We start from the raw sequence: 13189 nt of genomic DNA, 5'->3' as shown, positions 1-13189 counted from the left end.
GCAGAGCCCACCCGATGCAACGCCCCATCCTCTGGATCCACGGCGAGGCGCTCGGCCCCGCCAATCCGACCCTGCAGGCCTATCCCGACCGGCCAGCGGTGTTCGTGTTCGATGCCGAGCTGCTGGCAGGCCGCAGCCCCACCACCGGCGATCCCGCCGGCGCCACGCGCCAGGCGGTGAGCCTGAAGCGCATCGGCTTCCTCTACGAATGCCTGCTGGAGCTACCCGTGAGCCTGCGCCACGGGGATGTGACAGCTGAGGTGCTCGCCTTCGCCCGCGCCCATGGCGCCGACGGGATCATCACCAGCGCCGGCACCGACCCGCGGGTGGAGGCGATCTGCCAGGTCCTCGAGCAGGAGCTGCCGGTGGAGGTGCTGGAGCCTGAGCCGTTCGTGCAGCTGGATGGACGGGTGGATCTGGGGCGCTTCAGCCGCTACTGGCGCCGCGCCGAACGGGAGGTCTGGGCCGCGGCCAGCCCGCAGCAGTAGGGCCGCCGCAGCTCAGGAAGCCGGTGGAGCCCCATGCATCAGCTCCTCTTCCCGCTGGCGCACCTCATAGGGGGAGGGCAGCAGATCCTGCTCTTCCACCAGGGGGAAGGTCTGCACCTTCACATCAGCGACCTTGCGCGGTGGCTCGCTCCACTGCCACTGCGCCCGCGGCGCCCGCGCCTTACACAGCGCCTCCAGCTCGCGCTTCAGCGCCCGCTGCACATCCTTGCGAGCCACAGCCTCAAAAAATTCGGCGCGGGTGGCCAAGCCGGAGCTGAAGGGAGCGCTGCCATTGCCGTTGAACAACCGGGCCGGATCCACCAGCCAGCGGGGCTTGCACACGCCCTGCTGGCTGGTGTCGGTTTCCAGCCAAATGTGCAGGCCGTAGCCGTCGGGCTGGCTCACCACCGCCAGGCCGTCATGGGGTTGATTGCGCTGCAGGGGATAGAGGCTCCAGCTGGCGCTGCGGTGCGCCGGCACACACCCCACCAGGGCTGCGGCGAGCAGCAGGCCGCTCCAGCAGCGAGAGGAACACAGCGCAGATCGAAGCAAGATCAGCTGAGACACAATCGGCGCATCCTGCCCCACCTGAGCCGGAGCCGCTGCCATGGTGCTCACCGCTTCCACGATGCTGCCGCTCGGCACACCCCTGCCTGCCTTCGAGCTCGCGCAGGTGTGGGGCCCCAACGGTGCCGTTGGAACTGGCGATCACGGCGAGGCCTGGAGCAGCAAAAGCCTCACCGCGCAACCGGTGCTGGTGCTGTTCCTCTGCGCCCACTGCCCGTTCGTGAAGCACATCGAACCGGAGCTGAGCCGGCTGGAGGCGGAGTATGGCGATCGGACTCAGATCGTGGCCATCTCCAGCAACAGCACGATCACCCATCCGCAGGATGGACCTGAAGGATTGCGGGAGCAGGCCGCGCGCAACACCTGGCGCTTTCCCTATCTGCTTGACGCCAGCCAAGCCGTGGCGCAGCGCTTCCGTGCGGCTTGTACACCAGATCTCTATCTGTTCAATGCGGCTCACCAGCTCGTGTACCGGGGCCAGCTCGATGGCAGCCGCCCCGGCAACGACGAACCGCTCGACGGCCGTGATCTGCGCGCAGCGATAGAGGCCCTCCTGAGCGGCCAGCCCATCAACGCCGAACAGCAAGCCTCGATTGGTTGCAACATCAAGTGGCATCCAGATGGGGTCTGAGGAGCGGAGAACCGAACACGGGCCTTAAGGTTGCCTTTATGCAGGTGCCCCCTTTCAGCCTCACCGAGCAGCTCGATGCGCTGGGCGAGCAGCTCGATGCCGCCGTTCTGCAGGTGTTGCGCAGCGGCCAATACATCGGTGGTGGCGTGATCGCCGCCTTTGAACAAGCCTTTGCCAAAGCGGTGGGCACTCCGCATGCGGTGGGCTGCAACAGCGGTACCGATGCGTTGATCCTCGCTCTGCGCGGCCTGGGCGTGGGGCCGGGCGATGAGGTGATCACCTGCTCCTTCAGCTTCTTCGCCACCGCCGAAGCGATCAGCGCCGTGGGCGCGACGCCGGTGTTCGTGGATGTGGAGGAGAGCTCCTATCTGATCAACCTCGAGCAGCTGGAGGCGGCGATCACGCCAGCCACCAAGGTGCTGCTGCCGGTGCACCTGTTCGGCCGCCCGGTGGATATGCAGCAGGTGTGCGCCATCGCCGAACGCCATGGCCTCAAGGTCGTTGAAGACTGTGCCCAGGCCAGCGGCGCCAGCTGGGCCGGCCGGCCCGTGGGCAGCTGGGGCGATGTGGGCTGCTTCAGCTTCTTCCCCACCAAAAACCTCGGCGGCGCCGGCGACGGCGGCGCCGTCACCTGCCGCGACGACGCCCTGGCCCAGCGCATGCGCGAGCTGGCGGTGCACGGCATGCCGCGCCGCTACCTCCACACCGAGCTCGGCTACAACAGCCGCCTCGATGCCATCCAGGCCGCGGTGCTCAACGTGAAGCTGCCGCACCTGGAGCGCTGGATCGAGCTGCGCCGCAGCATCGCCGCCCGCTACCGCAGCCAACTCGACGCTGCCAACACGATTCAGTTGCCCGAGGCCGGCCCTGAAGGCCACAGCTGGAATCAGTTCGTGGTGCGCGTGCCCGCCTGCAGCCCCACACCCGCCTGCAACCAGGGCTGCACCCCGTCGTCCGACAGCGCCAGCTTCGGCCTACCGGAAGCCTGCTGCCGAGACTGGCTCAAGCAGCAGCTCCAGGAAGCCGGTGTGACCACGATCATCTACTACCCGATCCCCATCCACCGCCAGCCCGCCTACGCCGATCTGGGCTACGCGCCGGGATCACTGCCGGTCACCGAGAGGCTCTGCGCCGAAGTGCTCAGCCTGCCGATCTTCCCGGAGCTCAGCAGCGTGCAACAGCAGCAGGTGATCCAAGTGCTGCAGAGCCTCTGCGGTGCCACGACCAGCCAAAACACCGCCGCAGTCGTAGCCGCCTGATCAACCGCTGCCCGGCTTGGGTAAGGCGGCATACAGGGCCTTGAAGCGGGCTTGCTGGCTCTTGTGGCTCACCAACTGGGCCGGATAGCCACGCCGCTCCATCGGGGCGATCTCTCCGCTGAGCAGATCCTTGGTATTCACATGGCGGAGCTCCGGCAGCCAGTGGCGGATGTAGGCGCCCGTGGGATCGAACTTGCTGGCCTGGGTGGCGGGGTTGAAGATGCGAAGGGGCTTGGGATCCATGCCGCTGCTGGCGCTCCACTGCCAGCCGCCGTTATTCGCCGCCAGATCACCATCCACAAGACGCTGCATGAAGGCGGTCTCACCCCAGCGCCAATCGCAGATCAGATCCTTGACCAGATAGGAAGCCACGATCATGCGGCAGCGGTTGTGCATCCAACCGCTCTCATTGAGCTGACGCATCGCCGCATCGATGATCGGCATGCCGGTGAGCCCCTCACACCAGGCCTCGTAGTGGCCTTGGTAGTTGTCCCACGGGAAAAGCTTCCACTGGGGCCGGTAGGGGCCCTCCGCCAACTCGGGGAAATGGAACAGCGCCTGTTGATAAAACTCGCGCCAGGCCAGCTCCTGCTCCCACACCCCGATTGAGGTGAGCGCCTCCTCAGCCCCGCCGAGGGCCACCACCACCTGGCGCGCCTGCTGGGCCGCCGCCCAGGCCTGGCGCGGGCTGAGAGTGCCAAATTTGAGCGCCGCACTCAGGCCAGAGGTGCCGGCCTCGCCTGGCATGTTGCGCCCCGGTTCGTAGCCAAGCAGCGCAATGCCGCGCCCAGCGCCGGGTTCGCCATCACAGAACCGCTGCAGCTGCACCAACGCCGCGGCCTCCCCAGGCCGGCAGGGGCAGAGGTCAGCCCCCTCAAACGCCTGGCCCAACGCCTCAAGGCCGGGCAGGTTGGCTTGCAGCGGCAGCGTTGCCCACACGCTCGCGCGAGGCTCAGGCAACTCGGCCGGCTCGAAATCCACCAGGCCCGCCGGTGCCACCACCGGGTCCAGGCCGCCGCTGAGGGCGGAGCCGCCTGCGGTTTTGCGCTCCACCTGGCCGCGCCAGTTCCGCAAGAACGGGCCGTACACCCGGTAGGGATCGCCGCCGCCGGTTTTGAGGGCCTCCGGTGCCACCAACACCTGATCCCAATCCACCAGCACCTTGCGCCCCGCCGCCTGCAACGCCGCCGCAACACGCCGGTCGCGGGATCGCCCGTAGGGCTCCACATCCCGGTTCCAGGCCACCACCGGCGCGGCCAGGGCTTCCGCCAGCTGCGGCAGCACTTGCTCAGGATCCCCCTGGAGCAGGAGCAGGCGGCTGCCCGCCTCACGCCAGCGCAGCTGCAACTCCCGCAGGCTTTCGAGCAGGAACCACACCCGAGCCGGCGCCATATCGGCTGCGCCGAGGATGGCGGGATCGAGCACAAACACCCCCGTTACCGCCGGGGTGGCTGCTACAGCCCTTGCCAGGCCCAGGTTGTCGGCGAGACGCAGATCACGCCGATGCCAGAAGATCCAGCGTTCTGCCGCCATCAGAACCCCAGCAGCTGCTTGGCCCGGAACCAAGCGGTGATGCTTTTGCCATCGAGGTACTCGTTGCCGCTGGCGATGGCGGCATCCAGCTCGGCCGGTGTCATCAACACCACCTCGAGATCTTCATCGTCGTCACCGGCGGGGCGTTCGCTGAGTTTTGTGAGATCGCGGGCCAAAAAGAGGTGAATCACCTCATCGGAGTAGCCCGGGCAGGGCAACATCGCTCCAAGCGCATCCCAACGGGTCGCGCTGTAGCCCGCCTCCTCTTGAAGCTCGCGCTGCATTGTGGACAGCGGCGTTTCACCCGGATCGAGCGTGCCTGCGGGGAACTCCAGCAGGCGCGTGGCCACGGCAAAGCGGTACTGGCGCAGCACCACCACCCGACCATCGGCGAGCACCGGCACCGCCAGGGAGGCGCCGGGGTGCTTGATCAGCCCGAAGCTGCCCTCCACCCCCATCGGCAGCTGCACTCGGTTGATCTCGAAGCGGAGCTTGCGGGCATCAAGGCTGGCGGTGGTTTCCAGATGGCGCGCAGGCTCGGGAGCTGGCAGGGGCGCCATGGGGTGCGGGGCAAGGGTCAGTAGGGCCAGCTTCGCAGGGGCAGGCCTTGCCCGTGGCGCTGTCCACCTCGGGATATCCGTGGATATCCGGCCCCGGAGCCCCGGAGCCCCGGAGAACGCGGCCCAACCACCACACCCCCCAGGCCGCTCAGTGACGACCCCGGGATCACCACGCCATGGAGGAGCTCACCATCCGTTGAGGGGGTGGTTCAGCACAGGCCGCCAGCAGCTCAACCAACGGTGCAAACCCTGCTGGAAGCGATATCGCACCACCCCAACCCCGCTCGATCGCCAGCAGGGGCGCCAACACAAAACCACGCTCATGCCAGCGGGGATGGGGCAAGTGCAGCTCAGGCCGGTCGCAGCGCAGATCCCCCCACCAGAGCAGATCGAGATCGAGAGTGCGCGGGCCCCAGCGCTCCAGGCGCTCGCGGCCAAAAGCCTGCTCCAGCCGGTGCAAGCCCACCAATAGCTCGAGGGCCTTAGCAGCACTGGGTGGCCGTGGTGCCACCACAAGTAGTGCCGCGTTGAGATAGTCGGGCTGATCCGGCGGGCCACCCACCGGCGCAGTGTGAAACAGGGGCGACCAGCAGAGGTGGCAAGCCACACCCGCCCAGCCCAAGAGCAGCTGATGCAGCTGGGGCCGCACGGCCACCAGGGTGTCGAGCGGTGCGCCAGCGGCCGAGGGCAGATTCGCCCCCAGGCCAATGGCCAGGGTCGAGTGCTCCGCAGAGCAAGGCGGCGTCACCACTGATCCCGCCCCAGCCAAACGCCGAGGCGGCGCCTCCAGCCCCTTGCACCAACCTGATCAGAGAGACTTGTCGCCACCTGTTGGTGCATTGCGCCCGCCCATGCTTGCAAGCGCCCGTCCTGACGCTGCCAACGCCGCCGCTCAGCGAGCCTTCCCGCTGGCGGCGATCACGGGCCACGGCACCCTGAAGCTGGCCCTGCTCCTGGCCGCGGTGGATCCGGGTCTGGGCGGGGTGGTGATCGCCGGTGGGCGCGGCACAGGCAAATCGGTGTTGGCCCGCGGGTTGCACGCCCTGCTCCCGCCGATCGATGTCTTGGATCTGGGCACGGCACCCGCCGGCCAGCCGGCACCCGCAGGGCTCAACATCGACCCGCAGCGTGCCGACGACTGGGACGAACCCACCCGCCGCCGCCTCACAGAACTCGGCGCCGATCCCAGTGGCAACGATGCCGCCGCGCTGCTGCCCACGAAGGTGATCCCGGCGCCGTTCGTGCAGGTACCCCTGGGGATCACCGAAGACCGACTGGTGGGCTCGGTGGATGTGACCGCCTCTCTGGCCAGTGGCCAGGCCGTGTTTCAGCCGGGCCTGCTGGCGGAAGCGCATCGAGGTGTGCTCTATGTGGACGAGCTCAACCTGCTCGACGACAACATCACCAACCTGCTGCTGGCGGCGGTGAGCAGTGGCGAGAATCGGATCGAGCGGGAAGGGCTGAGCCTCAGCCATCCCTGCCGCTGTCTGCTGATCGCCACCTACAACCCCGAAGAGGGAGCTGTGCGCGATCACCTCCTGGATCGCTTCGCGATCGCCCTTTCGGCCAACCAGGTGCTGGAGCTGGATCAACGGGTGGAGATCGCACGCAGCGCCATCGGCCATGCCGAATCCACGCAAGCCTTCGCGGCCCGCTTCCAGGAAGACACCGACGCCCTGGCCACCCAGCTGCTGCTGGCGCGCCAGTGGCTGCCAGATGTGCAAATCAGCCGCGAACAGATCGCCTATCTGGTGAACGAAGCCCTACGCGGCGGCGTGGAAGGCCATCGCAGCGAGCTGTATGCCGTACGCGTCGCCCGCGCCCACGCGGCCTTGAGCGGCCGCGACCGCGTGGAAGCCGAAGATCTCCAAGTGGCGGTGCGCCTGGTGATCGCCCCCCGCGCCCTGCAGCTGCCGCCGCCGGATCCCGATCAGCCGATGGAACCGCCGCCGCCGCCACCACAGGGCGAGCAGCCGCCTGAGGAACCCGAGCAGCCTGACAACGAGCAGGAGCCCGACGAGCCCGAAGACGACAACAACGACGAAGACGAAGACGACACCCCCGAGGATCAGGCGCCACCTTCAATCCCGGAGGAATTCCTTTTGGATCCAGAGGCCACAGCCATTGATCCCGACCTGCTGCTGTTCAACGCCGGCAAGGCCAAGAGCGGCGGCAGCGGCAGCCGCGCTGTGGTGTTCAGCGACTCGCGCGGCCGCTACGTGAAGCCGATGCTCCCCCGCGGGCCGGTGAAGCGCATCGCCGTGGACGCCACCCTGCGGGCCGCCGCGCCGTATCAGAAAACCCGCCGCGAACGCGAACCCCACCGCAAGGTGGTGGTGGAAGACGGCGATCTGCGGGCCAAACAGCTGCAGCGCAAGGCCGGTGCCCTGGTGATCTTTCTGGTGGATGCCAGCGGCTCGATGGCGCTGAATCGGATGCAGAGCGCGAAGGGCGCCGTGATCCGCCTGCTCACCGAGGCCTACGAAAACCGCGATGAGGTGGCCCTGATCCCCTTCCGCGGCGAACAGGCTGAGGTGCTGCTGCCGCCCACCCGCTCGATCACCGCCGCTCGCCGGCGCCTCGAATCGATGCCCTGCGGCGGTGGTTCACCACTGGCCCATGGCCTCTCCCAGGCTGCGCGGGTGGGCGCTAACGCCCTGGCCACCGGCGATCTTGGCCAGGTGGTGGTGGTGGCGATCACCGATGGTCGCGGCAACGTACCCCTCGGCCGCTCCCTCGGCCAACCGGAGCTGGAGGGCGAGGAACCCGTCGACCTCAAGGAGGAGGTGAAGCAGGTGGCGAGCCGCTACCGCGCCCTTGGAATCAAGCTGCTGGTGATCGATACCGAGCGCAAGTTCATCGGTAGCGGCATGGGCAAAGACCTCGCCGATGCCGCCGGTGGCAAATACGTACAGCTACCGAAAGCCAGCGATCAAGCCATCGCGGCGATTGCGATGGAGGCGATCAGCGGGGTTTAGCGGTGGCGGGCTGGGCCGGCTTCTCTTTGCTGGAGCCGGTCTGGGCCGGGTAGAGCTCATCGAAGAACTTGCCCAGGCCGATCCCCACACTGCGCAGGCCATCCATGAAGCGCTTGTCGGCGGTGAGTTTTTCCACATCGCCGCCCACCTCGTTCCAGCGGGCAGTGAGCTGCTCGGCGTTGGTCACCGTGCCCTTGAGCTCAGACACCGTTTTCGGGTTATCCAGCGCACGGGTGATGTTGCGCACGTTGGCGGTGGCGGCGTTGAGGTTGTCGATCGTGGGCTGGGCGCTCCTCACCGCCGCCTCCAGATCCTTGATCAGCTGCTGACCGTCCGCCATGAACTTGGTGGCTTCCTTCGCCGTCATGTCGAAACTGCGGGTGGTCTTCACCAGTTCCGGCACCAGGTTCTCGCGATCCACCTGGTCCAGCAGTTTCTGCATGGTCACGGTGAGGCTGGAGATGCTCGCCGCATTCACGCCGTTCAGGGTGACACCGTCACACACCACGAGGCTGCGGTTGCAGTTGGCCGCCGTGGGGCCTGGCGTGCCCGCTGGTAGCTGACGGCTGGGGGCAATCAACGCCACCACCGCATCGCCCCCCAGAAGGGAAGCTTCCTGCACCTGCGCCACCAGCGGCAAAGGCAGCTGCAGCGATGGATCGTCGATTTCCAGTTCCGCCACCACGGCGGCAGAGGTGGTGGTGAGCTTGTTCACGTTGCCCACCAGTACACCCCGGTAGGTGACGGCCGAGCGCTCAGCCAGACCGGAGGCATCGGCGAAATTCACCTGAAAACGCCAGGTGCGGCTCGCCAGCGACACCCCTCGCAACCACAACCAGAACAAACCCGTTCCGGCAAAAGCCGCAATCAGGGTGAAGCCCACCATGGCTTCTCGCACACTGCGGCGCATGGATCTCAGAGCTCCGCCGGCTGCATCGGTCCGCTGAGACTAGCGGTGCGGAACTGCAACACATAGGGATTGGTGGTGGTCTGAAAGTCGGCCACAGATCCCTCCCAGCGGAATAAGCCGTCGTAGAGGAGCACCACCCGATCCGCCGACCGCAGGATCGTGCTCATCACATGGCTCACCACCACCGAGGTGCCGCGGGCCAGGTTGGTGGTCTGCACGATCAGGTCCTCGATCCGGGTGCAGGCCACCGGATCCAAACCGGCCGTGGGTTCATCGAACAGCAACAGCGGCACCGTGCCATCGGGTTGGCTGGGATCATCGATCACCGCCCGGGCAAAGCTCACCCGCTTCTGCATCCCCCCGCTCAATTCACCGGGGTAGAGGTCTTCGGTGCCGGCCAGGCCCACCGCATCAAGGGCCGTACCCACCCGCTCGCGAATCTCCGGCTCGCTCAATCGGCTGAAACGATCCAGCAAAAAGCCCACGTTTTCGCGCACGGTGAGCGAGGCCAGCAAAGCCGGGTTCTGAAACACCAGCCGCACATCCGGCGGATGGCGCTGATCCAAGCGGAGGTAGGTCTGGGGGATGCCGTGGATGCTCAGCTCACCGCTGCTGGGCAGAAGCAGGCCAGCCAACAGGCGCAGGATCGTGGATTTGCCTGCACCGGATGGACCCACCACCGCCAGGCGCTCACCCGGCTGCAGCTGCAGATCCACATCACTGAGCACACTCTTGCTGCCCCAGCGCACGCTCACGTCGCGAAGTTCCACCACGGGTGCAGGCACCGGACGCTCACGCAGGGCAACCGGGCCATCTTGGCGGTTTCTCCGTACAGTTCCAGAACTCTCCTGGGGTGATGCGCGCTCGAATGCCACGCAGCAGCCAGCGCAGCCATCCCAGACCCAGCTGGGTGGGCCGCGGCGACCTGCGCCAACAGGATCTGGTGAGCCGCTCGCGGCGGGCAGCCCGCTGGCTGCAGCCAGGGCTGGTGGTGAAGCGCTGGATGCTCACCTCAGGCATTGGCCTACTGCTGGCACTGCTCGGTGCGGCCGTCTGGGCTGATCTGCAACCGATCTATTGGCTGCTGCAGTCGATCCGCTGGTCGCTGCAGAACGTCACCAAGGTGTTGCCGCGGGAGATCACCGGCCCCTTGGTCCTGCTGGTGGGCGGTGGCCTGATCTGGCTAGGCCAGAGCCGCAGTTTCGGCACGATTCAAAAGGCGCTCGCCCCTGAAAAAGACACCCTGTTGGTGGATGCCCTGGCCGCCAAGCGGCGGCTGAACCGCGGCCCCTCGATCGTGGCCATCGGCGGCGGCACCGGCCTCTCCACCCTGCTCAGCGGCCTGAAGCGCTACAGCAGCAACCTCACCGCCATCGTCACCGTGGCCGACGACGGCGGAAGCTCAGGAGTCCTGCGCCGCGAGCTTGGGGTGCTGCCCCCCGGCGACATCCGCAACTGCCTGGCGGCACTGGCCACCGAGGAACCGCTGCTCACCCGCCTGTTCCAATACCGGTTTCGCGCCGGCACCGGCCTGGAGGGCCACAGTTTCGGCAACCTCTTCCTCTCGGCCCTCACCGCGATCACCGGCAGCCTGGAATCGGCGATCACCGCCAGCAGCCGCGTCCTCGCTGTGCAGGGCACGGTGGTGCCAGCCACCAATGCCGATGTGCGCCTCTGGGCTGAACTGGAAGATGGTCGCCGCATCGAAGGCGAGTCGCAGATCGGCCACGCCTCAAGTCCGATCGTGCGCCTGGGCTGCACCCCGGAACGCCCCCCGGCCCTACCGCGCGCCCTCGAGGCGATTGCCAACGCTGATCTGATCGTGCTCGGTCCAGGCAGCCTCTACACCTCGTTGTTGCCCAATCTGCTGGTGCCCGAATTGGTGAGCGCCATCAGCCGCAGCAAGGCACCACGCCTCTACATCTGCAACCTGATGACCCAGCCCGGTGAAACCGATGGGCTGGATGTGGAAGGCCATCTGCGGGCGATCGAAGCCCAACTGGCCAGCTTGGGCATTCAGGAGCGGCTGTTCAATGCGGTGCTTGCTCAGGAAGACCTTGGAGACTCACCCCTGGTGCATCACTACCGCCAGCGCGGAGCCGAACCGGTGGGCTGCAATGTGCGGCGGCTGCGCAGCCAGGGCTACGACGTGATGCTGGCGCCGATGCAGGGAGCTCGGCCTTCCTCCACACTCCGCCATGACCCGCGCAGTGTGGGAGTGGCGGTGATGCGCTTTTTCAAACGCCAGAAACAGAGCGCTCAGTAAGCGTCCTGCATCTCGTAGAAATCGGGCTGCACGTAGTCCTTACGCAGCGGGAAGCCCTGCCAGTCTTCCGGCATCAGCAGGCGCTTGGGGTGCGGATGTCCCTCGAAGCTGATGCCGAACATGTCGAAGGTTTCACGCTCCTGCCAATCCGCGCCGCGGAACAGGCCGTAGAGGCTTGGGATCGACAGAGCGCCGCCGCGGGGAAGGAACACCTTCAGCCGCACTTCCTCGGGCTTGAGATCAGTGGGGAGCGGCTGACCAGTGCTGCATTGATCGGCCAGCGAGCCAAGCTTCACCAGGTGATAGAAGCTCACCAGACGGCCGCCAGGGCCTTCGTCGTAGCCGCCCTGGCACTGGAGGTAGTCGAATCCAGAAGCCTTGAGAGCGGTGGCGATCAAGGGCAGGAAGGGCGCCTCCACACCCAGCACTTCGACGCCAAGGTGATCCGGCTCGAGCAGTTCGTGTTCGAAACCCTGGCTGCTGAGCCAGCGGCTCACAGGGCCGGGCTCCGGTGCCGTGATCGCAGGTTGAGCGGTGTCCTCGGGCATGGCTCAGGCAGGGTTGATGGCGGGATTGGCGGCGGCCACGGGCACAGCCTCGGCTGCAGCCACGGGTAAACCTTCAGCAGCAGCCAGAGCCGCCTTCTGGGTTTCCGCGCGGAGGTAGCGGCCATCCACGATCGGCTCCACAGCCTTCATCTGGTGGGCAACCGTGCAGTAGCGGTGCGTGGGCAGCAGATTGCCGCGCTCGGAAAGGGCTTCATTGCCCACCTTCTTACGCAGCTTGATCACCGCGTCAAAGATCGCCTCGGGGCGTGGCGGGCAGCCTGGCAGATACAGATCCACGGGGATCAGCTTGTCGACACCGCGCACCGCAGTGGTGGAGTCGGCCGAGAACATGCCACCAGTGATCGTGCAGGCGCCCATGGCGATCACGTATTTGGGCTCCGGCATCTGCTCGTAGAGGCGAACCAGCGCGGGCGCCATTTTCATGGTCACCGTGCCGGCCACGATCAGCAGGTCGGCCTGGCGCGGGCTGGAGCGGGGCACCAGACCAAAACGGTCGAAGTCGAAACGGGAGCCGATCAGCGCCGCAAACTCGATGAAGCAGCAGGCGGTGCCGTACAGCAGCGGCCAGAGGCTGCTGAGGCGGGCCCAGTTGTGCAGATCGTCGAGGGTGGTGAGGATCACGTTCTCGGAGAGATCCGAGGTGACCGCCGGAGCGCCCACAGGGTTGCAGCTGGCATCGCGCTGATCGCGCAGGGCAGCGATGGAGAGGGCCTCGGCCATGGCGGAGGTTGCAGAGGAGGGGGTCATCTCAGATCAGCTCCACTCAAGGGCGCCCTTGCGCCAGGCGTAGGCCAGGGCCACCACCAGGATGGCGATGAACACCAAGGCCTCAATGAAGGCCAGCAAACCGAGGCGGTGGAAGGCCACGGCCCACGGATACAGGAACACGGTCTCCACGTCGAAGATCACGAAGACCAGCGCAAACATGTAGTAGCGGATGTTGAACTGAATCCAGGCACCGCCGATGGGCTCCATGCCCGACTCGTAGGTGAGATCCCGTTCACCCGTGCGCGACTTGGGCGACACGATCTTGTTGGTCACGAGCGCCAACACGGGCACCGCTGCTGCGATCAGCAGGAAGCCCAGAAAGGCGTCGTAGCCGGAGAGAACGAACACGGGCGCTATCTGCCCAACCGTCGGGCCAGTTTGGCATCCATGGCTCGTGCCTGGGTCAGATCGCCGAACCGAAGCCACTTCCTAGAGTTGCTCCCACCAATCACCGCGATGCCGTGAGCGAGGACCCAGTTCAGGAGCAGGCCCCCGCCAGCGACGTGCCGCAGGACGCAGATTCCGTGGCCGCACCGGAAGCCGCGATCGACGATCCGGACACGCACCGTTTCGAATGCCGCAGCTGCGGCTTCGTGTTCGACCCGGCTGAAGGCATCAAAAAACTGGCGATCGAACCGGGTACACCCTTCAGCGCTCTCG

At 66.7% G+C, this 13189-nt stretch carries 15 protein-coding genes; 6 read left to right on the top strand and 9 right to left on the bottom strand.

From position 1 onward, the window contains the following. Positions 1-14 precede the first annotated feature (14 nt). Positions 15-488 carry a hypothetical protein gene (locus tag ACIQ2E_RS00470; RefSeq protein ID WP_398324591.1) on the top strand — a complete coding sequence of 158 codons (474 nt, stop codon included), beginning with the start codon at positions 15-17 and terminating at the stop codon, positions 486-488. Between the two features lie 12 nt (positions 489-500). Here ACIQ2E_RS00470 and ACIQ2E_RS00465 read toward each other — a convergent pair whose 3' ends face one another. Continuing rightward, on the bottom strand, positions 501-1097 hold the full coding sequence (locus tag ACIQ2E_RS00465; protein ID WP_398324588.1) for a hypothetical protein: 597 nt from the start codon (positions 1095-1097) through the stop codon (positions 501-503). On the opposite strand from ACIQ2E_RS00465, the gene ACIQ2E_RS00460 reads away from it, so the two are divergent. After that, positions 1096-1686, top strand: a complete 591-nt coding sequence (locus ACIQ2E_RS00460) for a thioredoxin family protein (RefSeq protein WP_398324585.1) — start codon at positions 1096-1098, stop codon at positions 1684-1686. The genes ACIQ2E_RS00465 and ACIQ2E_RS00460 overlap by 2 nt on opposite strands. A gap of 38 nt (positions 1687-1724) precedes the next feature. Then, complete coding sequence (locus ACIQ2E_RS00455) at positions 1725-2945, top strand: DegT/DnrJ/EryC1/StrS family aminotransferase (protein WP_398324582.1); 1221 nt, start codon at positions 1725-1727, stop codon at positions 2943-2945. Here the strand turns inward: ACIQ2E_RS00455 and ACIQ2E_RS00450 are convergent, their stop codons facing one another. The 3 genes from ACIQ2E_RS00450 to folK all read right to left on the bottom strand — a co-directional run bounded on the left by ACIQ2E_RS00450 (position 2946) and on the right by folK (position 5786). Beyond that, entirely contained in the window at positions 2946-4478 is a 1533-nt protein-coding gene (locus ACIQ2E_RS00450) for an FAD-binding domain-containing protein (RefSeq protein WP_398324579.1), read from the bottom strand. Continuing rightward, complete coding sequence (locus ACIQ2E_RS00445; protein ID WP_398324576.1) at positions 4478-5038, bottom strand: NUDIX domain-containing protein; 561 nt, start codon at positions 5036-5038, stop codon at positions 4478-4480. The genes ACIQ2E_RS00450 and ACIQ2E_RS00445 overlap by 1 nt, the downstream gene beginning before the upstream one ends. 166 nt (positions 5039-5204) lie before the next feature. Further along, positions 5205-5786, bottom strand: coding sequence for a 2-amino-4-hydroxy-6-hydroxymethyldihydropteridine diphosphokinase (gene folK / locus ACIQ2E_RS00440; RefSeq protein WP_398324573.1), 582 nt, complete (start codon positions 5784-5786; stop codon positions 5205-5207). A gap of 103 nt (positions 5787-5889) precedes the next feature. Here folK and bchD point away from each other — a divergent pair, with 103 nt between their 5' ends. Then, entirely contained in the window at positions 5890-8016 is a 2127-nt protein-coding gene (gene bchD / locus ACIQ2E_RS00435) for a magnesium chelatase ATPase subunit D (protein ID WP_398324570.1), read from the top strand. On the opposite strand, the gene ACIQ2E_RS00430 is transcribed toward bchD, so the two are convergent. Next, the gene (locus ACIQ2E_RS00430; protein WP_398324567.1) at positions 8003-8926 is read right to left on the bottom strand and encodes an MlaD family protein; all 924 of its coding nucleotides are present in this window, start codon (positions 8924-8926) and stop codon (positions 8003-8005) included. The two genes, bchD and ACIQ2E_RS00430, sit on opposite strands and share 14 nt — an antisense overlap. A gap of 5 nt (positions 8927-8931) precedes the next feature. After that, complete coding sequence (locus ACIQ2E_RS00425; RefSeq protein ID WP_398324564.1) at positions 8932-9711, bottom strand: ABC transporter ATP-binding protein; 780 nt, start codon at positions 9709-9711, stop codon at positions 8932-8934. 83 nt (positions 9712-9794) lie between these two features. On the opposite strand from ACIQ2E_RS00425, the gene yvcK reads away from it, so the two are divergent. After that, on the top strand, positions 9795-11192 hold the full coding sequence (yvcK, locus tag ACIQ2E_RS00420) for a uridine diphosphate-N-acetylglucosamine-binding protein YvcK (RefSeq protein WP_398324561.1): 1398 nt from the start codon (positions 9795-9797) through the stop codon (positions 11190-11192). Here yvcK and ACIQ2E_RS00415 read toward each other — a convergent pair. From ACIQ2E_RS00415 to ACIQ2E_RS00405, 3 genes are read right to left on the bottom strand one after another with little or no spacing between them, the layout of a single operon-like run. Next, complete coding sequence (locus ACIQ2E_RS00415; protein ID WP_398324558.1) at positions 11186-11740, bottom strand: NAD(P)H-quinone oxidoreductase subunit J; 555 nt, start codon at positions 11738-11740, stop codon at positions 11186-11188. The genes yvcK and ACIQ2E_RS00415 overlap by 7 nt on opposite strands. A gap of 3 nt (positions 11741-11743) precedes the next feature. After that, positions 11744-12481 carry an NADH-quinone oxidoreductase subunit NuoB gene (gene nuoB / locus ACIQ2E_RS00410; protein ID WP_398324654.1) on the bottom strand — a complete coding sequence of 246 codons (738 nt, stop codon included), beginning with the start codon at positions 12479-12481 and terminating at the stop codon, positions 11744-11746. Positions 12482-12514: 33 nt separating this feature from the next. Further along, positions 12515-12877: an NAD(P)H-quinone oxidoreductase subunit 3 gene (locus tag ACIQ2E_RS00405; RefSeq protein WP_010312212.1), complete on the bottom strand. Its 363-nt coding sequence runs from the start codon at positions 12875-12877 to the stop codon at positions 12515-12517. 113 nt (positions 12878-12990) lie between these two features. Between ACIQ2E_RS00405 and ACIQ2E_RS00400 the strand changes: the two genes are divergently transcribed. Continuing rightward, a partial coding sequence (locus tag ACIQ2E_RS00400) for a rubredoxin (protein WP_398324555.1) occupies positions 12991-13189 on the top strand: 199 nt, incomplete at its 3' end.

The organism is Vulcanococcus sp., from assembly GCF_044369115.1.
GTDB lineage: Bacteria > Cyanobacteriota > Cyanobacteriia > PCC-6307 > Cyanobiaceae > Vulcanococcus.
The sequence above is the reverse complement of the archived record's forward strand: the minus strand, read 5'-3'. Positions and strand labels throughout refer to the sequence as shown.